26 protein-coding genes and 3 tRNA genes are annotated in these 25,179 nt (G+C 59.9%); 12 read left to right on the top strand and 17 right to left on the bottom strand.

All coding sequences use genetic code 11. The features are described 5' to 3' along the window. Positions 1 to 9: 9 nt before the first annotated feature. Positions 10 to 1,170, bottom strand: coding sequence for a cystathionine gamma-synthase (locus HMPREF2896_RS09645; protein ID WP_070719351.1), 1,161 nt, complete (start codon positions 1,168 to 1,170; stop codon positions 10 to 12). 115 nt (positions 1,171 to 1,285) lie between these two features. On the opposite strand from HMPREF2896_RS09645, the gene HMPREF2896_RS09640 reads away from it, so the two are divergent. Both HMPREF2896_RS09640 and HMPREF2896_RS09635 read left to right on the top strand, forming a co-directional pair. After that, positions 1,286 to 2,287: a mechanosensitive ion channel family protein gene (locus HMPREF2896_RS09640; RefSeq protein WP_070644650.1), complete on the top strand. Its 1,002-nt coding sequence runs from the start codon at positions 1,286 to 1,288 to the stop codon at positions 2,285 to 2,287. A gap of 2 nt (positions 2,288 to 2,289) precedes the next feature. Beyond that, positions 2,290 to 2,679, top strand: a complete 390-nt coding sequence (locus tag HMPREF2896_RS09635) for a globin (protein ID WP_070443600.1) — start codon at positions 2,290 to 2,292, stop codon at positions 2,677 to 2,679. Here the strand turns inward: HMPREF2896_RS09635 and ald are convergent. The 6 genes from ald to HMPREF2896_RS09605 all read right to left on the bottom strand — a co-directional run bounded on the left by ald (position 2,676) and on the right by HMPREF2896_RS09605 (position 9,912). Then, positions 2,676 to 3,758, bottom strand: a complete 1,083-nt coding sequence (gene ald, locus HMPREF2896_RS09630) for an alanine dehydrogenase (protein ID WP_070719349.1) — start codon at positions 3,756 to 3,758, stop codon at positions 2,676 to 2,678. The two genes, HMPREF2896_RS09635 and ald, sit on opposite strands and share 4 nt — an antisense overlap. A 300-nt stretch (positions 3,759 to 4,058) precedes the next feature. Then, positions 4,059 to 4,715, bottom strand: coding sequence for a DUF8185 domain-containing protein (locus HMPREF2896_RS09625; protein ID WP_070644648.1), 657 nt, complete (start codon positions 4,713 to 4,715; stop codon positions 4,059 to 4,061). Beyond that, positions 4,715 to 5,173, bottom strand: coding sequence for an acyl-CoA thioesterase (locus HMPREF2896_RS09620; RefSeq protein ID WP_070443562.1), 459 nt, complete (start codon positions 5,171 to 5,173; stop codon positions 4,715 to 4,717). The genes HMPREF2896_RS09625 and HMPREF2896_RS09620 overlap by 1 nt, the downstream gene beginning before the upstream one ends. Before the next feature lie 49 nt (positions 5,174 to 5,222). Next, a complete protein-coding gene (gene ettA, locus HMPREF2896_RS09615) occupies positions 5,223 to 6,893 on the bottom strand; it encodes an energy-dependent translational throttle protein EttA (protein ID WP_070719347.1) in 1,671 nt (556 codons plus the stop codon). Between the two features lie 80 nt (positions 6,894 to 6,973). Then, positions 6,974 to 7,618: a single-stranded DNA-binding protein gene (locus tag HMPREF2896_RS09610; RefSeq protein WP_070719345.1), complete on the bottom strand. Its 645-nt coding sequence runs from the start codon at positions 7,616 to 7,618 to the stop codon at positions 6,974 to 6,976. A gap of 221 nt (positions 7,619 to 7,839) precedes the next feature. Continuing rightward, on the bottom strand, positions 7,840 to 9,912 hold the full coding sequence (locus HMPREF2896_RS09605; RefSeq protein WP_070719342.1) for a bifunctional copper resistance protein CopD/cytochrome c oxidase assembly protein: 2,073 nt from the start codon (positions 9,910 to 9,912) through the stop codon (positions 7,840 to 7,842). Positions 9,913 to 9,988: 76 nt separating this feature from the next. On the opposite strand from HMPREF2896_RS09605, the gene HMPREF2896_RS09600 reads away from it, so the two are divergent. The 3 genes from HMPREF2896_RS09600 to HMPREF2896_RS09590 all read left to right on the top strand — a co-directional run bounded on the left by HMPREF2896_RS09600 (position 9,989) and on the right by HMPREF2896_RS09590 (position 11,113). Then, positions 9,989 to 10,270 carry a LysR family transcriptional regulator gene (locus tag HMPREF2896_RS09600; protein ID WP_070443549.1) on the top strand — a complete coding sequence of 94 codons (282 nt, stop codon included), beginning with the start codon at positions 9,989 to 9,991 and terminating at the stop codon, positions 10,268 to 10,270. A gap of 60 nt (positions 10,271 to 10,330) precedes the next feature. Then, positions 10,331 to 10,404: transfer RNA gene (locus tag HMPREF2896_RS09595), tRNA-Arg, on the top strand. A gap of 76 nt (positions 10,405 to 10,480) precedes the next feature. Further along, positions 10,481 to 11,113 carry an alkaline phosphatase family protein gene (locus HMPREF2896_RS09590; RefSeq protein ID WP_070719340.1) on the top strand — a complete coding sequence of 211 codons (633 nt, stop codon included), beginning with the start codon at positions 10,481 to 10,483 and terminating at the stop codon, positions 11,111 to 11,113. Here HMPREF2896_RS09590 and HMPREF2896_RS09585 read toward each other — a convergent pair whose 3' ends face one another. Next, positions 11,114 to 11,299, bottom strand: coding sequence for a PspC domain-containing protein (locus tag HMPREF2896_RS09585; RefSeq protein WP_070443435.1), 186 nt, complete (start codon positions 11,297 to 11,299; stop codon positions 11,114 to 11,116). It lies immediately after the preceding gene. 127 nt (positions 11,300 to 11,426) lie between these two features. On the opposite strand from HMPREF2896_RS09585, the gene cmrA reads away from it, so the two are divergent. Next, positions 11,427 to 12,239, top strand: a complete 813-nt coding sequence (gene cmrA, locus HMPREF2896_RS09580) for a mycolate reductase (protein ID WP_070644644.1) — start codon at positions 11,427 to 11,429, stop codon at positions 12,237 to 12,239. Positions 12,240 to 12,286: 47 nt separating this feature from the next. On the opposite strand, the gene HMPREF2896_RS09575 is transcribed toward cmrA, so the two are convergent. Beyond that, positions 12,287 to 13,831: an alanine/glycine:cation symporter family protein gene (locus tag HMPREF2896_RS09575; RefSeq protein ID WP_070443432.1), complete on the bottom strand. Its 1,545-nt coding sequence runs from the start codon at positions 13,829 to 13,831 to the stop codon at positions 12,287 to 12,289. Positions 13,832 to 14,100: 269 nt separating this feature from the next. On the opposite strand from HMPREF2896_RS09575, the gene orn reads away from it, so the two are divergent. From orn to HMPREF2896_RS09555, 4 genes are all read left to right on the top strand, one after another. Beyond that, a complete protein-coding gene (gene orn, locus HMPREF2896_RS09570) occupies positions 14,101 to 14,733 on the top strand; it encodes an oligoribonuclease (protein WP_246821778.1) in 633 nt (210 codons plus the stop codon). Between the two features lie 48 nt (positions 14,734 to 14,781). Next, positions 14,782 to 14,854, top strand: a tRNA-His gene (locus tag HMPREF2896_RS09565). Positions 14,855 to 15,043: 189 nt separating this feature from the next. After that, entirely contained in the window at positions 15,044 to 15,904 is an 861-nt protein-coding gene (locus HMPREF2896_RS09560; RefSeq protein WP_070719338.1) for a siderophore-interacting protein, read from the top strand. Between the two features lie 27 nt (positions 15,905 to 15,931). Then, positions 15,932 to 16,477, top strand: coding sequence for a DNA-3-methyladenine glycosylase (locus HMPREF2896_RS09555; protein ID WP_070719336.1), 546 nt, complete (start codon positions 15,932 to 15,934; stop codon positions 16,475 to 16,477). Positions 16,478 to 16,520: 43 nt separating this feature from the next. Here the strand turns inward: HMPREF2896_RS09555 and sucD are convergent, their stop codons facing one another. The 3 genes from sucD to HMPREF2896_RS09540 all read right to left on the bottom strand — a co-directional run bounded on the left by sucD (position 16,521) and on the right by HMPREF2896_RS09540 (position 20,028). After that, on the bottom strand, positions 16,521 to 17,399 hold the full coding sequence (sucD, locus tag HMPREF2896_RS09550; RefSeq protein WP_070443424.1) for a succinate--CoA ligase subunit alpha: 879 nt from the start codon (positions 17,397 to 17,399) through the stop codon (positions 16,521 to 16,523). Positions 17,400 to 17,407: 8 nt separating this feature from the next. Beyond that, positions 17,408 to 18,580, bottom strand: a complete 1,173-nt coding sequence (gene sucC, locus HMPREF2896_RS09545) for an ADP-forming succinate--CoA ligase subunit beta (protein WP_210384557.1) — start codon at positions 18,578 to 18,580, stop codon at positions 17,408 to 17,410. A gap of 218 nt (positions 18,581 to 18,798) precedes the next feature. Then, positions 18,799 to 20,028 carry a L,D-transpeptidase gene (locus HMPREF2896_RS09540; protein WP_070443420.1) on the bottom strand — a complete coding sequence of 410 codons (1,230 nt, stop codon included), beginning with the start codon at positions 20,026 to 20,028 and terminating at the stop codon, positions 18,799 to 18,801. Between the two features lie 289 nt (positions 20,029 to 20,317). Between HMPREF2896_RS09540 and HMPREF2896_RS09535 the strand changes: the two genes are divergently transcribed. After that, positions 20,318 to 20,390: transfer RNA gene (locus HMPREF2896_RS09535), tRNA-Lys, on the top strand. Positions 20,391 to 20,429: 39 nt separating this feature from the next. On the opposite strand, the gene HMPREF2896_RS09530 is transcribed toward HMPREF2896_RS09535, so the two are convergent. The 5 genes from HMPREF2896_RS09530 to HMPREF2896_RS09510 form a co-directional block, all read right to left on the bottom strand. After that, complete coding sequence (locus tag HMPREF2896_RS09530; RefSeq protein WP_070719335.1) at positions 20,430 to 20,945, bottom strand: 2'-5' RNA ligase; 516 nt, start codon at positions 20,943 to 20,945, stop codon at positions 20,430 to 20,432. Between the two features lie 11 nt (positions 20,946 to 20,956). Then, a complete protein-coding gene (locus tag HMPREF2896_RS09525) occupies positions 20,957 to 21,718 on the bottom strand; it encodes an ABC transporter ATP-binding protein (protein ID WP_070719333.1) in 762 nt (253 codons plus the stop codon). Beyond that, positions 21,709 to 22,824, bottom strand: a complete 1,116-nt coding sequence (locus HMPREF2896_RS09520; protein ID WP_246824015.1) for a FecCD family ABC transporter permease — start codon at positions 22,822 to 22,824, stop codon at positions 21,709 to 21,711. Before HMPREF2896_RS09520 ends, HMPREF2896_RS09525 begins: the two co-directional genes overlap by 10 nt. Positions 22,825 to 22,826: 2 nt before the next feature. Further along, a complete protein-coding gene (locus HMPREF2896_RS09515) occupies positions 22,827 to 23,963 on the bottom strand; it encodes an ABC transporter substrate-binding protein (protein WP_070443414.1) in 1,137 nt (378 codons plus the stop codon). Between the two features lie 267 nt (positions 23,964 to 24,230). Further along, positions 24,231 to 24,509: a DUF3618 domain-containing protein gene (locus tag HMPREF2896_RS09510; protein WP_010191207.1), complete on the bottom strand. Its 279-nt coding sequence runs from the start codon at positions 24,507 to 24,509 to the stop codon at positions 24,231 to 24,233. Positions 24,510 to 24,707: 198 nt separating this feature from the next. On the opposite strand from HMPREF2896_RS09510, the gene bcp reads away from it, so the two are divergent. Next, entirely contained in the window at positions 24,708 to 25,178 is a 471-nt protein-coding gene (gene bcp, locus HMPREF2896_RS09505; RefSeq protein ID WP_070719331.1) for a thioredoxin-dependent thiol peroxidase, read from the top strand. Position 25,179: the final 1 nt, after the last annotated feature.

The raw sequence follows: 25,179 nt of genomic DNA, 5'->3' as shown, positions 1-25,179 counted from the left end.
TCGGTGGTTTTAGTCCAGGGCGTCGAGGGCTTGCTCCAAGTCCGCGAGCAGGTCATCAATGGACTCAATGCCCACGGAGATGCGCACGAGGTCTGCCGGCGGGACGAGTTCGGAGCCTTCCGCGGAGATATGGGTCATGTTCTGTGGGTGCTCGATGAGGGACTCCACACCGCCGAGGGACTCCGCCAATGAGATGAGCTTGGTGTTGAGACAAATCTGGCGAGCATGCTCCTCGCTATGGAAGCGCACGGACATCATCCCGCCGAAGCCACGCATCTGCTTCTTCGCCAGCTCGTGACCCGGGTGCGAGGGCAGGCCCGGGTAGAGAACCTGCTTGACCTCCGGGCGGGACTCCAGGAATTCCGCCACGGCCTGTGCATTGGAGCAGTGGCGATCCATGCGGACTTCCAAGGTCTTGATGCCGCGGGCGGTGAGGTAGGCGTCGAAAGGCGAGGACACCGCACCGACGTTTCCTTGGAAATACAGCAGGCGCTCATCCATCTCAGCGGAGTTGGTCACGACCGCACCACCCAGCACATCCGAGTGGCCGCCCAGGTACTTCGTGGTGGAGTGCAAAACATGATCCGCGCCCAGCTCCAAAGGGTTCTGCAGGTAGGGAGTGGCGAAGGTGTTGTCGACGACAATCTGGACGTCGCCAGCCGCCTTGACTGCCTTAGTGACCGCGGCGATATCCGTGATCGTCGTCGCCGGATTGGTCGGGGTCTCCAACCAAATGAGCTTGGTGTTTTCCTTGAGCGCCCCTTTAACCGCCTCAGTATCGGCGGTATTAACGATGGACAGCTCGATGCCCCACTCACCGTAGTCATGGTGCAGGAGACGGTACATGCCGCCGTAGGCATCGTTACCCAAAATCACGTGGTCACCTGGGCGCACGATGATACGGATGAGGGTATCGACGGCCGCCATGCCCGTGGCGAAACAGCGAGCATACTCGGCATTCTCTAGCGCCGCGAGGGTCTTCTCTAGGGAATGAACGGTGGGGTTGGCCACGCGGCCATACTCGTAGCCGCCGCGCAGCTGCGCGAGGCCGTCCTGCTGGTACGTGGTGGAAGCGTAAATCGGTACGTTGATGGATCCCATGTAAGGATCCGGCTGGTAACCGGCATGGATGGAACGGGAAGAAAAGCCAAGAGTGCGGTTGTCAGTCATGAGGCACAAGTCTAGACCAAGCTGTTCAGTTGCGAGAAAGACTAGCTTTTTATATTCAACTCTCTTCCCTACCATCGGTAGGCGTCAGACGTGAGCGATAGCAGAAAGGACACACGTGACCAGATCAACCGCATACCTAAGCGCCTCCGCCGAGCAGAGCGACGGGGCTGTCGACGCGGTCACCCGCTGGTGGCAGACAGAAAACATGCAGTCCTGGCTCATAGACAAGCCCATCGGCATTGCTCTCATTCTCATCGTCGCCATCATCGGTAGCTGGCTGCTGCGTCGGCTCATCACCAAACTGGCAGACAACAGCATCAAGAAGGGCAAGCTCAGCTCGCCGCTCTCCCCTCGCAAAGCTCACCGAACAACCGATAAGGCGCTCGAGAAAACGCAAGAGGCACGGCGCACCTCCCGCATCCAGACTCTCGCCGGAGTCGGCCGCTCCGCGGTCGCCATATTCGTCTGGGTCTGGGCAGTGCTGGCCATCTTGGACAAGCTCGGAGTCAACGTCGCCCCGCTCGTGGCCTCAGCCGGCGTGGTTGGTGTCGCCCTTGGTTTCGGTGCCCAGGCGCTGGTCAAGGACTTCCTCTCCGGCATTTTCATGCTCATGGAGGACCAGTACGGCATCGGTGACACCATCGACCTCGGCAACGGGGTCTTCGGCGATGTAGAGTCCATTTCCCTGCGTATCACCACGGTCCGCGACATCGATGGCGCGCTATGGTACGTCCGCAATGGCGAAATCCTGCAGGTGGCCAACCACTCCGACCGCTACTCCGTAGCCCGCGTCCAGGTCCCCATCGCGCTGAGCAACGACCCCACCCGAGCAGTCGACGTCATCACCACCGCAGCAGAAGAAGCCGCCCGCGACTCCGACATCAAGGACTTCATCCTGGCCACCCCCACGGTCAATGGCATGTCTGGCCTGGAAGTGGACCACATGTCCTACCGCGTTTCCGTCAAGACGCTACCGGGCAAGCAGTGGGATGTGCAGCGCGCCATGCAGGCGAAAATCCTCACCGCCATGCACACGGAAGGAATTACCACGCCCTACCCGCGGGGGATGGCTATCTTTGATCTGGAAGAACCCAGCCTGACGAGAAAGGAAGATTAGGCGTGCAACCAACGAGCGTGTACGACGCCGTCGGCGGAATGGAGACCTTTGAGAAACTCGTCGGCGGTTTCTACGCCCAGGTGCGCGAGGATGATCTCATCGGCCCGATGTACCCACAGCAGGACTGGGAGGGATCAGAACAGCGCCTGACCTGGTTCCTTGTGCAGTATTGGGGAGGGCCACAGCTCTTTTCCGAGCAGCGCGGCCACCCTCGCCTGCGCATGCGCCATGCGCCCTACCCCATCGATATGGCCGCCCATGATCGCTGGCTCGAGCTCATGGGCAACTCCTTAGCGCAGATCGACGAGGAGACCATCCCGCCGGCCTATCGCGCCATGATTTGGGACCACATGGAGCGAGTGGCGGCGATGCTCATCAACCGCGCTCCCTAAAGCCCGAAGGCGTCCTTTACCGGCTGGGACAGCAGCTCTCCCCCACGAGTCATGAGTCCATCGCCCAAGCCTGGGTAGCGCTCAACCGCACCGTCAAAGCCATCAGCAGCCACTGCACGCATATAGGGCAGAGTGGCAGAGCCCAACGCCCGGGCGGAGGTATTCGCTACCGCGCCCGGCATGTTGGCCACGCAGTAGAAGATCGTGTCGTGCACCTTGAAGGTGGGATCATCGTGCGAGGTCTTGTGGGAGTTTTCAAAGCAGCCGCCTTGGTCAATGGCGACGTCGACAAGCACAGCGCCCTTCTTCATCCGCTCGACCACATCTTCGCGCACCAACTTCGGCGCCGCAGCACCTGGAACCAACACCGCGCCGATAACCAAGTCCGCCTCCAGCAACTCAGCCTCGAGCGCCGCCGGATCCGACACAATCGTGCGCACGCTGCCCTGATACTGCTCATCGAAGCGCTGCAACACGTGCGGGTCAAGGTCCAACACCGTCACCTCGCCGCGCAGGCCGTGCGCCATTGCCACTGCCGACGCCCCCACTTGGCCACCACCGATAACGACAACGCGGGCTGGCCGCGTGCCTGGTACGCCAGCAACCAGCAAACCTCGCCCACCTTCGGTGGAGAGCAGATGGTGCGCGCCCTCGATTACGGCAAGACGACCAGCAACCTGGGACATCGGGGTCAACAGTGGTAGGGTGCCGCGAGAATCGGTCACGGTTTCATAGGCTACGGCCGTCGTCCCCGATGTGATCAGCGCTTCCGTCAACGGGCGGTCCGCAGCCAAGTGCAGGTAGGTGAACAGCAGGAGGTCCTCGCGCAGATATCCATATTCTGACTCGAGTGGCTCTTTAACCTTGACCACCATATCCGCAGCCCAGGCCTCCGCTGCGGAGGGAACGATGGTCGCGCCGACCTCTTCATAGCTGGAGTCCGGAAAAGAAGCACCTTCCCCGGCCGTTGTTTCCACTACAACCTCATGGCCATCCTTCACCAGCGTCCCGGCCGCGCTGGGGGTAAGCGCGACGCGGTTTTCGTTATTCATGATTTCTTTGGGTACGCCAATACGCATGCTTCGAGCCATCTCCTTTTGCTGAAGAAAAAGAATTCGACCCCTTTAGGGTAACGCAGATCACCCCTTAGATGTGTTGTTCCTGCTCAGTAGGCACGGCTCCCCGTCAGACGCTAGTATGCGGAGCATGAGCACACTGCGCGATGTACGGTCCTGTAAGCCCCATCATCACTCACGGAGTTACGGGGTGGGCCTCGGCGCTCATCGCAGTGGGCACAGGAATAGCACTCTTATGCAAAGCCCCGCCGTGGACGGTCGCCGTAGGCGCCGCACTGGCGGGGTACGCACTGCTTTAGACCTTTAGAACAAGGACAGCCGCGTCGAGTGGTAAACGCTGCCATAAGGCGCATCAAGGCGCACCCAGCGCCCCTTGCCCGCCACGCGAAGGTGGCGGGGGATCTCGAGTGAGGCGGCAAAGCCCGGGATGAGCCCCAAGCTCGTGCAGGCGAAAATCATCCGCATAGGAATCTCCACCTGAGTCTCCGCATCATTCACGGTGAGCACCGTCTGATTCAGCAGGCTCTTCGGAGGTCCCATCGGCCCGGAGAATTGGCGGGCCAGCTGGCGGCCCTTGTCCGCGAGTTCACGGACAACGTCGACTGGCAGCGAGTCGATCTCCTTAAAACCCTGTGCCGGCGGCAAGGCCCCCGGCCAGGACGGATCACGTGCTGGACCTAAATCAAGTTCCACGCCTCCCTCGTGGCCGAGGGAATCAGGGGCGGTGTGGAGGGCATCGAGAAGCGCCTGCGCCGACACCACGGCACCGTCGCGGCCCACGGTCCCCTCGCAACGCCGAGCCACGACGACGTCGAACGGCGTGGTCACAAAGACCTCAGCCTGGTTGGTGTCGTACTGACGCAGGCGCACCGCTGCGGATGCATCCAGCCCCGTCGCGCGGGAGAGGAGGGCGCGCAGCCCTACCCCACCGCTGCGCAATGTCAGAGTTTCGCGCTCCATTACTGCTGCTCAAGCTCGACGACAGCGTGCTCCAGGATAATGTTGCGCTCCTGCTCAGAGACCTCTCGCGGCATCTGAGTATCCGGGTCAATGGTGACCTGCACGCAATCAATGACGCAGGCCACTTGGCCCTGCGCATCCTTGATCGTCTGGCGAGTAGTGAAAGACGTGGTGCCGAGGCGCACCACCGTGGTTTCCACCGTCACCGTTCCATGGCGTCCATCCCACTTGATGGGGCGGACATAGTCCGCTTCGATGTGACGAACGAAAGCCACCATATTGACGCCACGTGCGTAGAAGTGGTGCATGGCAAAAGCCAAGCGCGCCTCCTGCGCCAGCTCAATGAAGTTAGCATTCATCATGTGGCCGTACATGTCAAAGTCCGACCAGCGCACGCCCACAGTAAGCGCGTGGACGTTGTCCTTGGTCTCCTCCGACACAACATTCTGAGCGGACATTCCAGGTTCCTTCCGGAGTTCGTGCTTTAACGCTAGGGACTTAAAGGCCCTAGCGGCTGAGCTTACGGTGGGTAACGCGGGACGGGCGTGCAGCCTCCTCGCCGAGACGCTCGACCTTGTTCTTCTCGTAGTCGCCGAAGTTGCCCTCGAACCAGAACCACTGGCCTTCTGCGACGTTGCCCTCCCACGCCAAGATGTGAGTACAGGTGCGGTCGAGGAACCAGCGATCGTGGGAGATGACCACGGCGCAGCCAGGGAACTTCTCCAGGGCGTTTTCCAGGGAGCCCAGGGTTTCCACGTCCAAGTCGTTGGTCGGCTCATCGAGAAGGATCAGGTTGCCGCCTTCCTTGAGAGTCAAGGCCAGGTTCAGGCGGTTACGCTCACCACCGGAGAGGACCTTGGAAGGCTTTTGCTGGTCAGCACCCTTGAAACCGAAAGCGGAGAGGTAGGCGCGGGACGGCATCTCGTTCTGACCGACGTGGATGTAATCCAGCCCGTCGGAGACGACCTCCCACACGGTGGCCTCCGGGTCGATGTTCTCGCGGCCCTGGTCAACATAAGACAGCTTGACGGTCTCGCCGACGTCAACGGAACCCGAATCCGGCTGCTCCAAGCCCACGATGGTCTTGAACAGGGTGGACTTACCCACACCGTTCGGGCCGATAACGCCGACAATGCCGTTACGCGGCAAGGTGAAGGAAAGATCCTTGATGAGGACACGGCCGTCGAAGCCCTTGGTCAGGTTCTTGACCTCCACGACCTTGTTACCCAGGCGCGGCGGAGTCGGAATCTGAATCTCTTCGAAGTCGAGCTTCTTGTACTGCTCGGCCTCCGCAGCCATTTCCTCGTAGCGCTGGAGACGAGCCTTGTTCTTGGCCTGGCGGGCCTTCGCACCGGAGCGAACCCACGCGAGCTCGTCCTTGAGGCGCTTCTGCAGCTTCTTGTCCTTAGCGCCAGCGATCTCGAGACGCTCGGCCTTCTTCTCCAGGTAGGTGGAGTAGTTGCCCTCGTAGGGGTAGAGCTTGCCGCGGTCCACCTCACAGATCCAGCCCGCGACGTGGTCGAGGAAGTAACGGTCGTGGGTCACGGCGAGGACAGCTCCTGGATAGTTCTCGAGGTGCTTCTCCAGCCACTGGACGGACTCGGCGTCAAGGTGGTTAGTGGGCTCGTCGAGCAGCAGCAGGTCCGGCTCGCTCAGCAGCAGCTTGGCCAGCGCGACGCGGCGGCGCTCGCCACCGGAGAGGTTGGTCACCGGGTCATCGGACGGCGGGCAGCGCAGTGCTTCCATGGCCTGCTCGATCTTGGAATCCACTTCCCAGGCATCGGCAGCATCCAGCTCCTCCTGGAGCTTGCCCATCTCCTCCATGAGTTCATCGGAGTAGTTGGTGGCCATCTCTTCGGCAATCTCTTCGAAGCGCTGCTTCTTCTGGAAAATTTCTCCAAGGCCCTCTTCGACGTTCTCACGGACCGTCTTTTCCTCGTTGAGCGGCGGCTCCTGGAGGAGGATGCCGACGGTCTTGCCCGGATCGATGAAGGCCTCACCGTTGGAAGGCTGATCCAGTCCGGCCATAATCTTCAGGATCGAGGACTTACCTGCACCGTTGGGGCCCACGACGCCGATCTTGGCGCCCGGGTAGAAAGCCATGGTGACGTTGTCCAAAATAACCTTGTCACCGATGGCCTTACGCACGTTTTTCATCGTGTAGATGAATTCGCCCATGTTTCACCCTTTGCTTTTGTCAGGATTGGTAAATAACAGTACAAAGACTACATGACATGGGTGGCGGTGGTCCTTTGTCCTTAGACCATCGCTTCTTCTGGCTCCGGTTCAAGGTATGGCTCAGCCCCGGCCTGCGCTTGCTGACGGTCCGCCGCGGTGTCCTGCGGAGTATCTCCCGGCCGCAATGCAGCTGGCATTGCTTCTTCCGTTGCACTCTCCGAGCCTTCTGTGCTCTCTGTGTTCTGCGTATCCCTTGCGTTTTGTGAATCGCTCGGCGGCGCCGTGTAATCCACGTCCAAAACCGGCGGATTCTCCCCTAGCCAGAGGGCTTCGCTGCCCTCCTCACCATAGGAGGTACCGATCTTTGTAGAGGTGATGCAGAAGCGGTTGAGGTCCAGGCCCACGTGGGCGATTTTGATATAGGTCCTAGAGCGCTTCGCACCGTGCTGATCTTCCCACCGGTCAGTCACGATGGAACCCATAACGAAGACGGGCATGCCCTTAAACAGTGACTTCTTCACGTTGATGGCGCACTGCCCCCACACTTCTCCATCGATAAAGTTGAGATCCAGCTCCCGCCATACGGTTTTGCCTTCCTCGTCTTTCTCCGGAACGCTGCGGGAAGAAGCGATACGGATGCGGGCCTTATACATGGTGTCGCTGATTTTGGTCAGGTGCGGGTCGTGAGTCAGACGTCCTGTAATGGAAATTGGGTATTGAGACATTGCTTGATTCCTTTGCTGGTCATGGCTGGTAGCTTTCTTGCGGTTGAGGAAGCGATGCGCCTCCCTTACCTCGCATCTTTGCCACCAGGAACAGCACCCGCAATGACTCCGCCAGCAACCTGTGGATAACTTGTTGCAAGCGTCAACAAAAAATCCGTTTATCCAGGCAGAAGTACCCTTTCCATCACCCTGGACGCGCCAGCTCTCTCGTGCTGGCACCCCTAGTGCTGGCGGAAGCTAGATTCGTCGCCTTCCCCCATTTGCTTGAGCATCGCGTTATAGCGTTCCAGATCAGCATCGCCGTCCACGTCTGCCTTAGCATCATAGCGCCGAGCAGTCGCGCGATCTTCCCGCAGCCAGTCCCGGAATAGTGAGCCGAACACAATCACCAGCGGGAATTGGCCGAATCCCCAAGAAATGCCGCCGCCGGTCCGCTGGTCCTTCACAAAGTCCGGATTCCACGGCAGGTTCAAGGATTCATAGAAGTCCAAACCAAGAATCACCTGCATCTGCATGAGATAAACACCGGCGAAGAGGTGCAGGGGCATCGACACAAACAGAATCAACAGGCGAACACCCGTGGGCGCGCGCCACGGCAGCGGATCCGGGCCGATGACCTCCCAGTAGTAGATATAGCCGGAAATCAAGAAGACCCAGTTCATGATGACGTGCCCGGCATGTTCCGAAATGGCGACCTCATAGAAGCTCGGGAAGAGGTAGAGCACGTAGAGGATGGCCAGGAACTGCAGGACATTGACCGCTGGGTGCGTGAGCACACGCAGGGTACGGGATTTGGTGAGGGCGACGGCGGCGTCGTGAAGCGTGGGCTTGCCCGGCTCACCCGGCTCAAAGGCTTCCATCACCAGCGTCACTGGGGCGCCCAACACGAGGCACAGGGGAATTGCCATCGACAGAATCATGTGCACCAACATGTGCATGGAGTACAGCGCCGGCATGTATAGGCCGATGCCATTGCTCAGGATCAGCGTCAGGCCCAGTGAACCCACAAGGAACCAGGTAGTACGCACCGCCGACCACGTCAGCCCACGCTGCTTCAGACGCCAGAGCGCGTACAGGTAGAAGCCGGCTAGCACGAGTCCGAGCGAGCCAAACATGAGATCAAAGCGGAACATGGTCCACACGTTGGTGGCTGTGGGGGCGTCGAAAAGCTCGTAGCCCACGAGGATCTGCATGGCGTTGAGGTTCGGATCCCGCGGCGGCGGGGGCGGTGTACGGCCCATCGAGATAGCCACGCCGACTGTGGCCGCCATGATGAGAACCTCCACCACGGCCACCCGGATGAACAGGCGCGGAGTGCGTGTCAGTTGCGGAATGGTGACCCGGCGATGCACAAAGCCGATGGCCGCGAGCACCACGGTGAGCACTGTTTTGCTCAACACCAGCAATCCATAGCGAGTGGTGAATAAATCCCCTAACTCAACGCGGATGAGCGCGTTGACCACACCGGTCGCCGCCAGCCCCACAATGGACAGCAGCGCAACCGTAGAGTAGCGGCGAACCGCCACGCCCATGTCAGGGCCTAGGCGGCGGCCATGCGCAATGAGACCCATGAGCCCGCCGACCCACAGCATGATGAAGAAAAGGTGCAATAGCAGCGAGTTCGTGCCGTAATCATGATCGCCGCCGGAGGCCGAGTGACCCTCCATGCCGAGGGGCACCGTCAACAACAGCGACAGGAAGAACGTGGCAACCTGTCCCGCCCAGGTGCGCGCAACAAAGCCCATGATGGCAACGAGCGCTGCGATTCCCGCGGTGAGCAGCCACACTTGCGACGTGGCAATCTGTCCCACCGCCATGCCCATCAGCTCTGGGTTGAGGACTTGGCCCAACGGGGTACCGGTGAGGTCCGACATCACGAGGGGAACCTCAATCAACGACACCACCGCAGCGCCCACGGCGGCCCACGCGCCGGTGCGCGCCGCAATGTGCCCATCGACGGTCAGGCCAGCCTCGATGAGACGCTCGTTGTCCTTGTCCGGCACGGCCGGGTAAATCAAGAAGGCGCTGGACATAAATGAACCGATGGCTAGCGCCATGAGCATCCAGGCAACCGCACGGAAGAAGGGAAGGCCGAACGTTGTCATGCGGCCTGGGTCGGGGATGCCCAGGGCGGCAAGCGAATCCGCGAGAAAGAACAAGGAAATAATTCCTCCCACGAGGCCCGCGAAGACGACGAAAGAAAAATTCAACAAGCGGGAAGGCTGCGCTCCCGACCCCGAGTGCGCCAGCCCCCGAAAGTGCTGTGAGCTGGGATTTTCTTTCTCAGTGTGCATGGTGGGCAGTCTACCGCCACAGACGTTCTCTTACCTAAAAGGTAAATTATTCTCAGCATTCGTGTAGTCTGCTCTCATGGACTCTCGCCAGCTTCACCACTTTCGGGCCGTCGTAGATCACGGTTCTTTCACGCAAGCTGCGGAAGCGCTACAGCTCACACAACCTTCTTTGAGCCTGACCGTCCGCAAGCTTGAAAAAGATCTCAATGTGAAGCTACTTTCCCGCGGACGCGGCGGAGTCCACACCACGGAGGCTGGGGATTATCTCTACGGCGTGGCTACCTCGATCGATTCCCTCCTCACCACCGCCACCGCCCGCCTTGCCGAATTTGCTTCCTCAACACCAGCGCAGAACTAACACCAGCGATAGCCCGATAATCAGGTGGTCCGCAGCGGTGCGTTATGATGTTTTCGGTACGCCTCCATAGCTCAGTGGATTAGAGCAGTGGGTTTCTACCCCATGTGTCGCGGGTTCGAATCCTGCTGGGGGCACGCAGGTCAAGGCCACTTTCTAGGGCTTCACTAAGCCTCAGAAAGTGGCCTTTGGGCACAGATTGGACTCTCTTCCATGGACATCACCCTCGCGACTTTTGACCACGCCCCGGAATCAGCGCTGCGCGGTATGCGCTTCACTAACGCGTGGGTACCGGCACCAAGCTATGCGGCATCACGCCGCGCGGTGCTCACCGGACAATATCCACAGCGCGGAGCCACAACGCGCATCACGGAGATTTTCAAGGCCGCTGGCTTCGAGGTTCGGGAGGATACCCAGCCAGCTTCTTCGCAGGTCTTTCGTCTTCTCGAACAGCCGAACCCCCAGCTACTGGACACCCTCGATGGTGTGGTGGCGGTGGCTTCCCTGCAGGGAGATAAGGCCGCCATGTCCCTCCTGTGGCCCGGGGTTGCAGAATCCGGAGAGTGCACAGAGCTCGTCTCCCCGCTCGACTTGGCACCCACGCTCGCGGCGATCGCGGGGCTCGATGTGCGCCCCAACGCCCCGCTGTCTTTCGATGGGCTCAACTTGGTGCCGGTCCTCCGCTACGGGGCATCCGGGCACGCGGCTCTCTTCTTCGACAACGGCGTGCGCATGCAGGACGCCGTGCTTGTCGACGACTCCGCCACCCCACCCAGCGCCTTGCCACGCTTGCGCGAAGAGTGGGAAACGTGGAAGCGGTTCATGGCTCTGGGCCCGCTGCAGTAACTACTCCACTGGGATGACAACCCAGAGGATGAGGTAGAGCAGAATGCCTGAGAAGCCCAGTAGGGTCGCAACAACGAAGAGAATGCGCACCAGGGTCGGATCAAGGTTGTAGGTGTGTGCGATGCCGCCGCACACACCTCCGAGCATCGTGTCAGTTGTGGAACGGGTCAAACGTTGGTTGTTCATGATCTCTCCTTTCACCTTCCATTATCCAGAGTTGGGACTGAGGATTCATCGGTGTTTACCCTGATTTAAACCCTGATTGCTCTACGCTGGGTGGAGACTTCCCACCCTGAGAGAAAGGATGCCGCTTATGGCTCACTCCCCTGGGCTGCCCGCCCCTACCCGCTCCTCCTATGCGCTGCTGACCGGCGCTAGCCAGGGAATTGGCGCTGCGATGGCCAAGGACCTGGCCGCCCGCGGCTACAACGTCATCCTGGTCGCACGCCGCGAAGACGTCCTCGAGTCCATCGCTGCGGATCTGCGCTCACGCCACGAGGTGGACGCCATTGCGCTGGCAGCGGACCTCTCCGAGGCAGCGGACGTGGACCGCGTCATCGAGTTCATGGCGGGCAAGGAAATTTCCATCATCGTCAACTCAGCGGGTATCGCCAGCTTTGGCAAGTTCATGGATCAGGACTGGGACTATGAAACCCGGCAGTTCGACCTCAACGGCAAGGCCGTTCACCGTCTGACGCGCGCTGCTCTGGAGCAGATGCTGCCGCGGCGCAGCGGCGCTATCTGCAATGTGGGCTCGGCGGCGGGCAACGTTTCCATTCCAAACAATGCCACCTATGTTTTCACCAAGGCAGGTGTCAATGCCTTTACTGAGGCCCTGCACTACGAGCTCAAGGGCTCCGGCGTGACCTGCACGCTGCTTGCCCCTGGCCCGGTGCGCGATGCCGTCATCCCCGAAGAAGAGCAATCGATCGTGGACAAGGTCGTCCCGGATTTCTTGTGGACCACCTACGAGTCTTGCTCTGAAGAAACTCTGGAGGCCATGGCCCGCAACCAGCGCCGCGTGGTCCCCGGGCCACTTTCGAAAGCAATGAACGCGCTGGGTAAGATTGTGCCCACCCCAATTGCTGCACCGCTCATCGGTAGCTTCTATTCGAAGATGGCTTAGAACACCACAATGCCCGCTCTCCTGTTTTAAAGAGAGCGGGCATTGCTTTACTTACCTTGGAGCGGCGATTGCTCCGCGATAGCTTTCTGCGCGGCTTCCTGCCGGGCAGCCTTGCGCTCTACCCAGAACTCTGCGTTCTTGATTCCCAACGCCTCTGGGTCAAACTGCGGGTCCTTGCCAGCAGCCTTCTGTGCGCTGTAGTCCTTGAGGCACTTGAGAGCCGGGACCTGCAGGAAGAGGATGGCGATGATGTTAAGCCATGCAGTCGCGCCAACGCCGATATCACCCAGCGCCCAGGCTGCACCCGGAGTCGTGGTAGCTCCGACAATCACGGAGACCACGAGGAGAATGCGCAGGAGCCACACCAGCGCGCGACGGGTGGTCTTGTTGCTGATCCAGCGGTTGAAGTAGGTCAGGTTGACCTCTGCCATGTAGTAGTAGGCCAAGACGGTAGTAAAGGCAAAGAACGCGATGGCGATGGCAATGAAGCTCGGTCCGAAACCTGCCAACAGGGTGTCTAGACCGTGCTGGACAAAGCCCGGACCCACCTCAACACCATCCGGGATAGAGCCGGCATAACGCACGGGACCGTCCTCAGATTCGCCCTCGAAGACCTTGTACATGTCGGTAGAGATGATGATGAAGGCGGTTGCGGAGCATACGAAGAGGGTATCGATGTACACCGCGAAAGCCTGAACGAACCCCTGCTTAGCTGGGTGGGACACCTCCGCGGCCGCAGCAGACTGCGGACCGGTACCCTGACCAGCCTCGTTAGAGTAAATACCGCGCTTGACTCCCCACATGATGGCCGAGCCCAACAGGCCGGAGAAGGCCTGCTCGGCGCCGAAAGCAGACTTAAAGATCATGCCGAAGACTTCGGGAATCTGGTTAAAGTTCATGATCAGAATGATGATGGCAAAGAGAATGTAGGCAGCCGCCATGAACGGAACCACGAGGGACGCGAAGTTCGCGATGCGCTTGACACCACCGATAATGATGATGGCTAGAATCCCGCCCAGAACCAGGGCAGACCAGCCGACTTCAATACCCCAAGCGTTCTGGACTGCAGCGGCCACGCCGTTCGCCTGGATACCAGGCAGGAAGTAGCTGGTGGCCAGGATCATCGCAATGGCGAAGACGATGCCATAAACCACCATGAATGGTCCGGCCTTAGTGTGCTTGTAGGCCTTCTCGATGTAATAAGCCGGGCCACCACGGTACTCACCGGTGTCCTGGTCCTTCTCCTTATAAACCTGCGCCAGAGTACATTCCACAAACGAGGTGGCAGATCCCAGCAGGGCCACGGCCCACATCCAGAACACCGCACCTGGTCCACCGAAGGCAATAGCCGTCGCTACACCAGCGATATTGCCCACGCCGACACGGCCCGCTAGCGAAATCATCAGCGACTGGAAGGAGGAGACACCCGAATCGGAGCTTTCACCATCCTTCAGCTGCTTAATCATGTCCGGAATGCAGCGTACCTGCAAGAACTTGGTGGCCACGGTGAAATAGATTCCCGCGCCAAGACACAGGAAGACTAGTGCTGGTGACCAAATCAAAGAGTTGAGGGTGTCGAGAAAGGCTGACATCGGTAGGTTACCGTCCTTCGCAATATGTGAGTGCCGTCACGTTAAAGGCTGACCTAATAATGCCCCTTCCACGACGACTTTCGTGCGTGAAATCATAAAAAAGTTGAGAAGGCGCCACCCTCAACATTGACATCCAGCACAAATCCCCAGCACATATCGATTAAGAGACCGATTTCGATAAGCACACTCTTCCCCCACCCCCACTTCCCCCCACCGAGCCAAGAGCGCGCGTTCCCGACCACGCTCCAAGAGAAACTATGGTGGAAGACATGAGTGATATCCCCGCTAAGAACGACCGCCTCGTCTGGATCGACCTGGAGATGACCGGGCTTAATCCGAAGCGCCACGTGATCGTGGAAGTTGCCGCCGTGATTACCGACGCCGAACTGAACATTCTCGACGAGGGCATTGACCTCGTCGTCCACGCCACGGAGGAAGAACTCGCGCAGATGGATGACTTCGTCACCGAGATGCACGCGAAGTCTGGGCTGGACAAGGAGATTCGGGAATCTGTAATCACGATTAAGGAGGCAGAGGAGGCGGTGCTGAAGCTCGTCGAGAAGCACTGCGACGCCAATCATCCGGCACCCCTTGCCGGCAATTCCATCGCTACGGACCGCACCTTTATTCGCGAATACATGCCGCGCCTGGACGCCGCGCTGCACTACCGAATGATTGATGTCTCCACAATTAAGGAGCTGGCACGCCGCTGGCACCCGCGGGCCTATTACAACCAGCCCGACAAGGGGATGGCACATCGAGCCCTGCAGGACATCATCGAGTCCATTCGCGAGCTCGATTTTTATCGCCGCAGCGTGTTCCGCACAGATAACGGCCCCTCCACCCCGGAAGCTGAGGAGCTCAAGGCGGCTACTACCAACGACTACCAGGCGTTTTTGTAAAACGGAGAACGTGGGTTAACCTGTATCTCGTTGCTTTCCGCAACGATGGTGGCTGTAGTTCAGCTGGTAGAGCACCAGGTTGTGATCCTGGGTGTCGCGGGTTCGAGCCCCGTCAGCCACCCCGAATAGACCCCGCATTCTGTTTGAGCAGGATGCGGGGTCAACTTTTTGCATTGAGCCCCAGCACCACCACACCGCACCACCAAGCCCCACAACGGGCCGGCCTTGAGTATGTTAGCCTTACCTAATTGTATAGTGCGTAGGTTTCCGCCAGCACAGCACCTCAAGTTTTCAAAGGACAGTGATAACGATGGCTGGCCAAGCTAAAGAGGCAGCGCCGAAGCGCAAGCCCCGCAAAGCGCATGAAGCAACCGTGACTGGTCGCACGCAGGTTTCTCCGGATTTGATTCGGTTGAGCATGAACTCTCCAGCATTTGTAGGCAAGGAGCTGGAGTTTACGGATCACTACATCAAGTTGTTGTTTGTGCCAGAAAATGCTGACTACTCTTGGCCGTTTGATATCCAGCAGATTCGCGAAGAGCAGCCGCGTAATAAACAACCAATTCTCCGCACCTATACCCTGATTAACCTAGACCCGGAGACCGGGGACTTCGACGTTGATTTTGTCACCCACGGTGATTCCGGTCTGGCTGGTCCGTGGGCACGAGCCGCTAAGGCCGGAGAGAAGATCGGCTTCCTCGGCCCAGGTGGCGCGTGGGGACCTGCCGAAGAATATGAGCACTTCATCTTCGCCGGCGATGAATCTGCGGCACCGGCCATCGGTGCGGGTGTCCAGCATCTCCCCGAGGGCGCGACCGCTACTGCCTTCATCGAGATCGAAGACGAAGACCGCACGTTCGAGCTGCCCACCCGCGAGGGTGTGGAGATCGTCTGGGTAATCCGCAACGGCGCTACCCACGGCACTGAGCTATCCCGCGTGGTACGCGAGGCTGGTATCCCCAAGGAGAAGAAAACCAGCTGGTTCATCCACGGTGTCGCCGAGATGATCAAAGAGCTGCGTCGCTTCCTTTTCGTGGAATCTGGAATTCCCAAGGAAGACGTTTCTATCTCTGGCTACTGGCGTATCGGAATGACTGAGGACCAATGGCAATCCTCCAAGCGCGAATTCAATGCAGAGATTGAAGCAGAGGAAGAAAGAGCTAAGGCCTAACGCTTGTTTTCACGTTAGACTGCGGCAATGATCGATTTCACCGACACCGCCGACGTCGTTGCTCCCCAGCTTCTGGGCACGGTGCTCACGCACAACGGCGTTTCAGTACGCATCACGGAGGTCGAGGCTTACCTCGGCGCAGACGATGAGGCCTCACACACTTTTAAGGGCCGCACGCCGCGCAACGCAGCCATGTTTGGCCCACCCGGGCGCCTCTACGTCTACATGTCTTATGGCATCCATCGGAACGGCAATCTCGTCTGCGCGCCCGAAGGCACCGGTCAGGGTTGCTTGCTCCGCGGCGGAGAAGTCATCGACGGGCTAGACATTGCCTACCAGCGCCGGGGCGACACGGATTTTCACAATCTCGCCCGCGGCCCTGGCAATTTGGGTAAGGCCTTAGGATTCAGCCTTGAAGATAACGGAACCCCGGTAAAACTTGGCGCACGCGAAGAGGAGCCCGAGTGGGTCCGCGGGCCGCGCATCGGAATCTCTAAGAACCAAGACGCCGCGCTACGATTTTGGATCCCCTTTGACAAGACAGTGTCTCGGCGTCGCGGGCTCCCCCGCTAGCCCCCTACCGGCGCCTGAGTCCTGAGACTCATGCACCATATCTTTAAGCCAGGGCCGCTCGCACCAGCTCCGCTGCCTGCGAGGGGGTCTTGCCCACTTTCACTCCAGCGGCCTCGAGCGCCGCCTTCTTGCCTTCTGCCGTACCAGAACCACCAGACACGATGGCGCCAGCATGCCCCATCGTCTTGCCTTCCGGCGCGGTAAAGCCCGCGATATACGCAATCACCGGCTTCGTGACGTGGTCCTTGATATAGGCAGCGGCATGCTCCTCTGCATCACCGCCGATTTCACCGATCATAATGATCACCTCGGTATCCGGATCATTCTGGAAGGCCTCAATCGCTGAAATGTGCGTGGTCCCAATAATCGGATCTCCACCGATTCCCACGCACGTGCTAAAACCAATATCGGATAGCTCGTACATCATCTGATACGTCAGCGTGCCCGACTTCGACACCAAGCCAATCTTTCCTGGGTTTGGCGCAGTCTCTGCCGGAATAATGCCCGCATTAGATTCGCCCGGTGTGTAGAGCCCCGGACAGTTCGGCCCAATGATGCGGGTTTTGGATTCTCGTCCCAGCGCATAGAGCTCAGCGGTGTCCTTCACCGGAATTCCTTCCGTAATGATGACCACGAGTTCAATACCGGCACGGATGGCTTCTTCCGCTGCGTCCTTAGTGAACTTTGCCGGCACAAAAATGACGGTGACATTGGCATCGGTAGCCTGCATGGCCTCACGCACGCTGCCGAAGACGGGAATCTCACGCCCCTCAATATCCACACGCTCACCTGCCTTGCGCGGGTTGACCCCACCTACGATGGTGGAGCCGGATCCCAGCATGCGACGCGTGTGCTTCATACCTTCGGACCCCGTCATGCCCTGGACAATGATCCGCGAGTCTTTGTTGAGAAAAATCGACATGTCTACTCCTAGTTCGCCAGCTCCGCAGCCCGGCGGGCCGCAGCGTCCATGGTTTCAACCTGCTCCAGTTTGGGCAGGTGTGCGTCATTCAGAATCGCGCGTCCCAATTCCGCGTTGTTGCCATCCAGGCGCACCACGAGCGGCTTGGGTTCAATCCCCTCCGAGTCCAGGATTTTGTAGGCCTGCACGATGCCCTTGGCCACTTCATCGCAGGCGGTAATACCGCCGAAGACATTGACAAAGACCGATTTCACCTGCGGATCACTGAGAATCACTTCGAGCCCGTTGGCCATCACCTCCGCATTAGCGCCACCACCGATATCGAGGAAGTTCGCGGGCTTCGGCTGCGAAGAAAAATCCTCGCCGGCATAGGCCACGACGTCGAGCGTGGACATCACTAGGCCAGCGCCATTGCCGATAATCCCCACGGAACCGTCAAGCTTCACGTAGTTCAACCCCATCTTCTGCGCCTTGAGCTCCAGCGGATCGGTCGCCCCGTGGTCTTGGAGGTCCCGGTGCTCGGGGTGGCGGAACTGCGCGTTATCGTCCAGCGTGATTTTGCCATCAAGCGCGATGATCTCACCGCTCGATGTCTTGACCAGTGGGTTCACCTCTACAAGCGTGGCGTCTTCTTCCGTGTACACCGTGTAGAGCTTCTTGAATACGGGCACCAGCTTGGCGACGTCCCCCTCGTCAAACCCCGCCTCATACGCCATGTCTCGAGCGAGGGTGTCTGTCATGCCATCGAGTGGGGAGAAGCTGCGCTTAATCAGGGCATCTGGGCGCTCTTCGGCCAGCTTCTCAATCTCCACGCCGCCTTCTTTGGAGAGCATGGCCAGGTAACGGCGTTTGGTGCGGTCCAGGAGGATGGAGAAGTAGTATTCCGCAGCGATGTCGGCACCTTCTGCCACCATGACCTTGCGCACGGTGTGCCCCTTGATCTTCAGGCCTAGAATCTCATTGGCCTTCTCCGCGGCTTCCGCAGGACTGTGCGCTAGCTTGACTCCCCCAGCCTTTCCGCGCCCACCGGTTTTGATTTGTGCTTTGACCACGACCACCGGTGTCCCCAACTTCACGGCTGCTTCTTCAGCCTGCACGGCCGAGGTCGCAACGATGCCTTTGAGGGTGGGAACGCCATGAGCTTCAAAGAGGTCTCGAGCTTGGTACTCGTAGAGATCCACTTCTGCCTCCATCTTTGCAGTGAATAACTAGTTCTCCACAAGATTCACCAAAACAAAGACGTGATGCAAACCACTTTGTAGAAGTTAAAGCATTACACTTCACACACTTTGCATTACATGCGCGCACGTCGCAATGCTGCCCGTTACAGCCATTTAGGGCACTGACGCCGAATTAGCTGTTTTAACTTTCGGGTGCACCCTGATCGATCCCCGGGGAGCTACTGATTAGCGGTAGCATTGCCCGCAGACCAGGTAGCCCAATCCATATTCCAGTCCCCTAGACCATCGAGCGCACTCAGCACACCACCGCCGGTGTTGGAAACCCTCACAATATCGCCGCGTTTGACCGTGTTTTGGAACCACTGAGCAGCCTCAGTAGTTACATTGATACAGCCGTGGGACTGGTTATAACTGCCCATCGCACCCACAGCCCAAGGCGCCGCATGGACATAGATTCCGGAATAGGACATCTGCGTCGCCCACTGAACGTCGGTCTTGTAACCGCCAGCGTCGAGAGCCAGGCCAAAGGTAGTCGAGTCCATGGTAAGGGACGGGTACTGGTCACCGATGATGTAGGCGCCGTTCGGGGTATCCCACTGGCCATCCCTGCCCATCGAGACAGGAATGCGGCGCAGCACCTCACCATTCTTGAACACCGACATCATCTTCGTGTTGTTATCGATCAGCGTGATGACGCGGTCGCCGATAGTAAAGTTGGTTGAGGCATCCTCGCCGCCGTAGACACCGCCGCCGAGGTTGCGACCGTACAGGTCGACGTCAACAGTCACCTTCGTACCCGGCTCCCAATAGTTTTCCGGGCGCCAGCGCACCTCCTGGTTATTCACCCAGTAAAAAGCACCGTCGACGGCGGGCTCTGTTTTGACCGTAATAGCCTTTTCGGCCGCCTTGCGGTCAGTGACGTAGTTGCCAAAGCGCACGCCGATAACCTGACCCACGCCTACTTCGGAGTCCGGCAGTGGGCTCAAAGCTACCTCGGATACCCCTGCGGCCTGCGGGGTGGTGAACGTGATGGTCTTGTGGGTGCCGTCTTTGTCCGTGGCATCGATGGTGTACGTGCGGTTATATCCCAGCACCTCAGCACTCTTCCACGTGGTCGAGTCCGAGGACAGCTCATCTTCCACTTCAATGCCAGCCTCGTTGGTCATCGTCACCGACTTCAGGCCAGCCGGGGAGTTCACTTCTACCGGTTCGGATGGATCAACATTGCTAGCACCGTCCTTGACGGAAAACTTCAGCTGCTTCGCTTTAGCGGCTGCCGAGGCCGACGCCTCCGCCGAAGCACTCGTCTGAGCATCTGCTTCCGATTGGTTTTCGGCTGGGCCAGAATCCGCGGCCCCGCCGATGGTGCAGGCGGCCAGAAGGGAAGCCGTTGCAACGAGGCTCGAGAGAAGTACTGCGGGACGTGCAGAAGGGAATAGAGAACGCACAGAAACCCCTAGCTCATAGAAATGATTAAAGACAATGACAAGAGTTCTCATAGCCTAACCGCCAGCGCACCTCTCAAACCAGTTGACGCCACCACCCTTAACCGTTTCGTTACCCACCCGTTGCGCACCCAATTCGCCCCTCCTTCAAAGCGGCCACAACGCCACCACCGAAGACCCCAATAAACCACCAACTACCTGGCGATTTTACCTTTTTACAAAGAGGGTGTTAAAGTTACATCTCGTTGCACGGCAGGCACCGAGGAAATCAGCAGTCACCGAGTAAACACAAGCGCCATTAGCTCAATTGGCAGAGCAACTGACTCTTAATCAGTGGGTTCGGGGTTCGATTCCCTGATGGCGCACAGTTCAACCCCCTTCATCCTTCGATGAAGGGGGTTTCCTCATTCCGTGGCCGCCCCAAAGACCTCCAGACGCTGCGTCTTGGGCCGCCACCAGGCCGCAGATTCTGCACTGAATTCTTTATGCTCCGGCCCAGCAATCTCATCGAGGGCGCGCATATAGTCAGGCACCAGTGCCCGGGGCAGGCGCAGGCCCATCGTCAGATGCGGCGTCCACCGTGGTCCGCACCCCTCGGGGTTCTTAGCGCTTATCTTCCGCGCCGCAATTTCTAGCTCATCGGTGGTCTCCAGAAGCCAGGCCACGGTCTGCTTGCTTTTCCTTCCGAAGACCACCGTTCCTACGCGATGAAATTGCGCCGGCATCAGCGGTGGGAGCAGGCTGCGAGCCTCGTCGACGACTGAAGTCTCGAGCACCGGCGCGAACGTCACCGTAATGTGTGGGCGCTGGTGCTGCACCGGAAAGCCACGCTGAGCCAGGGCTGCGTAGACTTCCCGGATGGTGTTTTCATCCTCCGGGGTGAGGTACAACAGGAGGTTCTCGGGCGAATTTCGGCTCACACGGCCCGAGTCTAACTAACCTCCCGCAGCGCCACGACGGGTTGCCCGCGGTGGTCCAGCACATCCGTCTCTACGCCGTAGACCTCGCGCAAGAGTTCCTCCGTGAGCACCTCCCCCGGCGCGCCATGGGCGCGGGCCTTGCCACCGTGGAGCACGACGAGCTGGTCACACATCCGGGCCGCCAGGTTGATGTCATGAATCGCCACCAACGCGAGGCTGCCTTCCTCCCGAGCTTTTGCCCGCACGCGGCCCAAGACGAAGAGCTGGCGGTTGAGATCGAGGGCGGAGGTGGGTTCGTCGAGAAGCATGAGCCCAGGGGTCCCCACCAGCATCTGCGCCACGGCGACGAGCTGGCGCTGGCCGCCGGAGAGCTCGTTGAGGTAGCGCTGCGCAATGTCGTCGAGCCCCATGGAGTGCAGGACCTCGGCGGTGCGGGTGACGGGGTCCTCACATGCTTCCCGACGCGCCGCAATCAGCACCGCCTCAAACGCCCGCAGCGCCGCGGTGTGCGGCAGCCCCTGCGGCACATAGCCGATAAGCTGGCGGCGCCGCTGTCCGCGCGGAACCTGGCCGTCGACACGAAAATCCACCGTGCCGCCCCGCGCGCGGTGCACGCCGGCGAGCGTCTTGATGGTGGTGGTCTTGCCGGACGCGTTCGGCCCCAGCAGCCCCACGACCTGCCCGCCGCACAGGGTGGGAAGACTCAGCCCGTCCACCACCGTGCGCGAGCCATAGCCGGCAGATAGATCGGTGATGGTGAGTTCTACGTCCACAATGCCCTCCTTCGGGTCATGACGATGGCGATGAAGAACGGCACGCCCAGAAGCGAGGTGACGATGCCAATGGGGATGGCCAGCCCGGGCTTAATCAGGAGGCTTAGCGCGTGGGCGGCGCACATCACCGCCGCGCCCGCGGCCATGGAGGCCGGCACGAAGTAGCGCTGGTCCTCGCCCACCAACATGCGTGCGATGTGCGGGCCCACCAGGCCGATAAATCCGATGATGCCGGCAAAAGCCACGGTGGTTGCCGCGACGAGTGAGACCACGACGAGAACAATCACGCGCAGGCGGGAAGTGTTGATGCCGAGGGCGGTGGCGCGGGCGTCGCCAAGCCGCAACGCCGTCAGCCGCCACGACAGCGCGCCCAGGATGGGCAACGCCACCGCAAGCACGCCGGCCAGCACGGCGTTGGCCTGCCAGCTAGCGCGGGTGAGGGAACCCATGGACCAGAAAACGATCTGCTGGAGAGCCTCGCTAGAAGAGCGGTATTGGATGAGCGCCAACATGGCCTGGAAGAAGAAGACGAGGCCGATACCGAGCAGCACCATCGTCTCGGACTTCGCACCGCGGATGACGGCGGCGACGACGATGATGGCCGTGGCCAGCGCCGCCGACAGCCACGCGATGAGCGCGAGGTTGAACTGCGGCTGGGCCAGGAGCTGCCACCGCAGAACGATGGCGCTGGCCCCGCCGAAAGCAGCCGCCGCGGAGATGCCGAGGGTAAAAGGCTCCGCCAGCGGATTATCCAGGATGGTCTGCATCTGCGCGCCAGCCAGTGACAGGCTAGCCCCGATGAGCAGCGCCATGACGGCCATAGGCAGGCGCAGGCTCCACAGGACTGTACGCGTTTGCTTGTCGACGCCTCCCGGATCCACCATCCCCCGCAACACCTGCCCCGGGGTGAGGTCGATGGCGCCAACGATCACGCTCACGACGAAGGCGGCGAGTGCTACGACGATAAGCCCGGCGACGATAGCGATGCGGCGGCGGGTCACTCGGGAATGTTCGTGCGCGAGGGCCTCCACAGGAAGTTCCGCGGTTTCTGCACGCGTGGTTCGTTCAGGGTTTGCCGTGCGCGTGGTTGATGTGAGAATGCCCATGACTAGTTGGTGCTGAAGAAGGTTCCGTCGCCGGGGACGGGCGAGTATTTCTCTTGGGCTTCGGCCCATTCTTGCTGGACGTTGACGTCTGCGTAGTCCTCCGGGTGGAGCCACGCGGCGATCTGGAGGAGTGCCAGGTAGTTGAAGGGCGAGTTGTAGAACTGGTGCCACAGGCCGTGGAGGTTGTGCTCCTTGACGGCAGAGAGGTCCTCAAAACCAGGTTGGACGCCGGCCAGTGAAGCGGCGCTGTCGTGGGCATCCTTATCGCTGATGCCATAGCCGGCGGCAGCGAAGCCGGTGTGGCCCTTTGCGTTATCCACCTTGGCGGACCAGTCACCGCCAGTGGCGATGATCATGTCGGGATCGGCGTCGATGACCTTCTCCGGGGTCAGCGCGCCGGACTCGCCCTCGATGATGCCATCTGCCACGTTCTTTCCGCCGGCGACATTGACCAGTTCAGAAATGTTGGAGTCGTTCCACGAGCCGCAGCAATCTGAGATACCTGCTGCACGCCACACGAAGGTGGACGGCTTATCCTGCGCCTTCTTTGCGCGCTCAGTTACCAGGTCAACGTTCTTTTGCCAGTCTGCGATGAACTCCTCCGCGCGGTCCTCGTGGCCGAAGATATCGGCGAAGATTTCCATGGTGGGCACGGTGTTCTCCAAGGGCTTGGAACGGAAGTCTGTGACGGCATAGGTCAGGCCGGCCTGGTCCAGCTTGTCGGTGAGCCCGGCGGTCTGGGAGGCCTCATACTGATCCTTGGAGAGCACGATGAGGTCCGGGTCGAGGCTGATGAGCTCCTCCACGGTGACATCACCCTTGGTGAAGCCGCCGATTTCCGGCAGCTCGTTGACTTTGGGCGTGGTCTTTTCCAGCTCGCGGTAGTAGTCGGGCACATTCTGCTTCAGGTCCGATCCGATGGCCACGACCTTGTCCAGCGGGTCTTCCTTGTTGAGGATGCCGGTGGCAAAGACACTGCGGCCCTCTCCCAGGATGACGCGTTCCGGCGCGTGGTCCAGCTCCACCTGGCGGCCGGCAAGGTCTGTGAAACTCACAGCAGCAGTCCCGGCCTGCTCGCTGCCAGCACCGGCATTGTCGGCGGCACAGCCCGCCAGCGCGCCGGCCAGCGCCGCCACCATGGCGCACGCCCCTACCACTCGCCCGGTGCGTGGACGGGATGCCTGACCTGCAGGCGTCGATACGTGAAGCACAATTTCTCCTTCAAACTTTCGTCTTGCGGTCTGTCCGGAGGTTCATACTACACAGTCAGGTAAGGCTACCCAAAGCTTGAATAGAGTAGGCAATGCTTTTTCTAGTTTATGCGGAGCGTAAAAATGCCCCACCCCAGGCATTTCCCAAGGCAGGGCCTCTACGCGCGCAGTCGCGCCCACTGGCGCGTGTCCGCGCTAGCGGCGCTCAGCAAGCAGGCGCTGCAGCTCCTTGATATCGGACTTACGGCGCTTGGAGCGGAAGACGGAAAAAGCGATGAGGCCTACGACGGCCGCACCAACGCCGGCGAGCGCCATCTGCACATTGCGCTCCTGCAGCTTCTGGGTTGCCGCGCCCTTAGCATCCTCGACGAAGTTCTGCGGCTTGCTGCGATCAGCGAGCTCATCCAAGGTACTAGCCAGCTGACGGCGGGTGCGCTCGATGTCGCGCTGGATATCATCAATGTTGCGTGCCACGTGAATCTCCTGAATTTTGACTTCGTTCGGTGTTGTTGCGGTTAGCTTCTATCTAACCGTTGTGGTTCTAACGTGGACATTCTACATTGACCGCCAGCGTGTCTGCAGAGTTGGTCAACGTTTATCTCACCCACGCTGCACCGAGTGAACATCGTTGAGCGAAAGAGCCCTTGAGCAGAGCACGGTAAGGTAGACAGCATGACTAAAGCACAACGACTGTCCGTAGGGGACAAAGCCCCCGCTTTTTCCTTGAGCGATGATGCCGGCAACACCGTGAGCCTGAGCGACTACGCCGGCCAGCGCGTCGTGGTTTACTTCTACCCGCGCGCCAACACCCCTGGCTGCACGAAGGAAGCCTGCGACTTCCGCGACAGCCTGGAACAGCTCAACGGCATGAACATCGCCGTGGTGGGCATCTCCCCCGACAAGCCGGAGGCCTTGGCTAAGTTCCGCGAGGACCACGAGCTGAACTTCCCGCTGCTGTCTGACCCCGACAAGGAGGTCATGACGGCGTATGGTGCTTTCGGCGAGAAGAAGAACTACGGCAAGATCGTCCAGGGTGTTATTCGCTCCACGTTCCTCATCGAGGAAGACGGCACCATTGGCCAGGCCATGTACAACGTCAAGGCCACTGGCCACGTCGCCCGCGTGCTCAAGGGGCTCAACTAAA

The sequence above is a fragment of the Corynebacterium sp. HMSC069E04 genome (assembly GCF_001813175.1).
Taxonomy (GTDB): Bacteria; Actinomycetota; Actinomycetes; order Mycobacteriales; family Mycobacteriaceae; genus Corynebacterium; species Corynebacterium aurimucosum.
The sequence above is the reverse complement of the archived record's forward strand: the minus strand, read 5'-3'. Positions and strand labels throughout refer to the sequence as shown.

Excerpts from the sequence above, each read along its gene's own strand:
- HMPREF2896_RS09575 (WP_070443432.1), bottom strand. The coding sequence starts at position 13,831 with ATGTCAGCCTTTCTCGACACCCTCAACTCTTTGATTTGGTCACCAGCA.
- HMPREF2896_RS09610 (WP_070719345.1), bottom strand. The coding sequence starts at position 7,618 with ATGTCTCAATACCCAATTTCCATTACAGGACGTCTGACTCACGACCCG.
- bcp (WP_070719331.1), top strand. The coding sequence starts at position 24,708 with ATGACTAAAGCACAACGACTGTCCGTAGGGGACAAAGCCCCCGCTTTT.
- sucD (WP_070443424.1), bottom strand. The coding sequence starts at position 17,399 with ATGTCGATTTTTCTCAACAAAGACTCGCGGATCATTGTCCAGGGCATG.
- HMPREF2896_RS09515 (WP_070443414.1), bottom strand. The coding sequence starts at position 23,963 with ATGGTGGCGGCGCTGGCCGGCGCGCTGGCGGGCTGTGCCGCCGACAAT.
- HMPREF2896_RS09560 (WP_070719338.1), top strand. The coding sequence starts at position 15,044 with ATGGCTGGCCAAGCTAAAGAGGCAGCGCCGAAGCGCAAGCCCCGCAAA.
- HMPREF2896_RS09625 (WP_070644648.1), bottom strand. The coding sequence starts at position 4,715 with ATGGAGCGCGAAACTCTGACATTGCGCAGCGGTGGGGTAGGGCTGCGC.
- HMPREF2896_RS09555 (WP_070719336.1), top strand. The coding sequence starts at position 15,932 with ATGATCGATTTCACCGACACCGCCGACGTCGTTGCTCCCCAGCTTCTG.
- cmrA (WP_070644644.1), top strand. The coding sequence starts at position 11,427 with ATGGCTCACTCCCCTGGGCTGCCCGCCCCTACCCGCTCCTCCTATGCG.
- HMPREF2896_RS09600 (WP_070443549.1), top strand. The coding sequence starts at position 9,989 with ATGGACTCTCGCCAGCTTCACCACTTTCGGGCCGTCGTAGATCACGGT.
- HMPREF2896_RS09520 (WP_246824015.1), bottom strand. The coding sequence starts at position 22,824 with ATGGGCATTCTCACATCAACCACGCGCACGGCAAACCCTGAACGAACC.
- ettA (WP_070719347.1), bottom strand. The coding sequence starts at position 6,893 with ATGGGCGAATTCATCTACACGATGAAAAACGTGCGTAAGGCCATCGGT.
- HMPREF2896_RS09590 (WP_070719340.1), top strand. The coding sequence starts at position 10,481 with ATGGACATCACCCTCGCGACTTTTGACCACGCCCCGGAATCAGCGCTG.
- orn (WP_246821778.1), top strand. The coding sequence starts at position 14,101 with ATGAGTGATATCCCCGCTAAGAACGACCGCCTCGTCTGGATCGACCTG.
- HMPREF2896_RS09605 (WP_070719342.1), bottom strand. The coding sequence starts at position 9,912 with ATGCACACTGAGAAAGAAAATCCCAGCTCACAGCACTTTCGGGGGCTG.
- HMPREF2896_RS09645 (WP_070719351.1), bottom strand. The coding sequence starts at position 1,170 with ATGACTGACAACCGCACTCTTGGCTTTTCTTCCCGTTCCATCCATGCC.
- ald (WP_070719349.1), bottom strand. The coding sequence starts at position 3,758 with ATGCGTATTGGCGTACCCAAAGAAATCATGAATAACGAAAACCGCGTC.
- HMPREF2896_RS09585 (WP_070443435.1), bottom strand. The coding sequence starts at position 11,299 with ATGAACAACCAACGTTTGACCCGTTCCACAACTGACACGATGCTCGGA.
- HMPREF2896_RS09620 (WP_070443562.1), bottom strand. The coding sequence starts at position 5,173 with ATGTCCGCTCAGAATGTTGTGTCGGAGGAGACCAAGGACAACGTCCAC.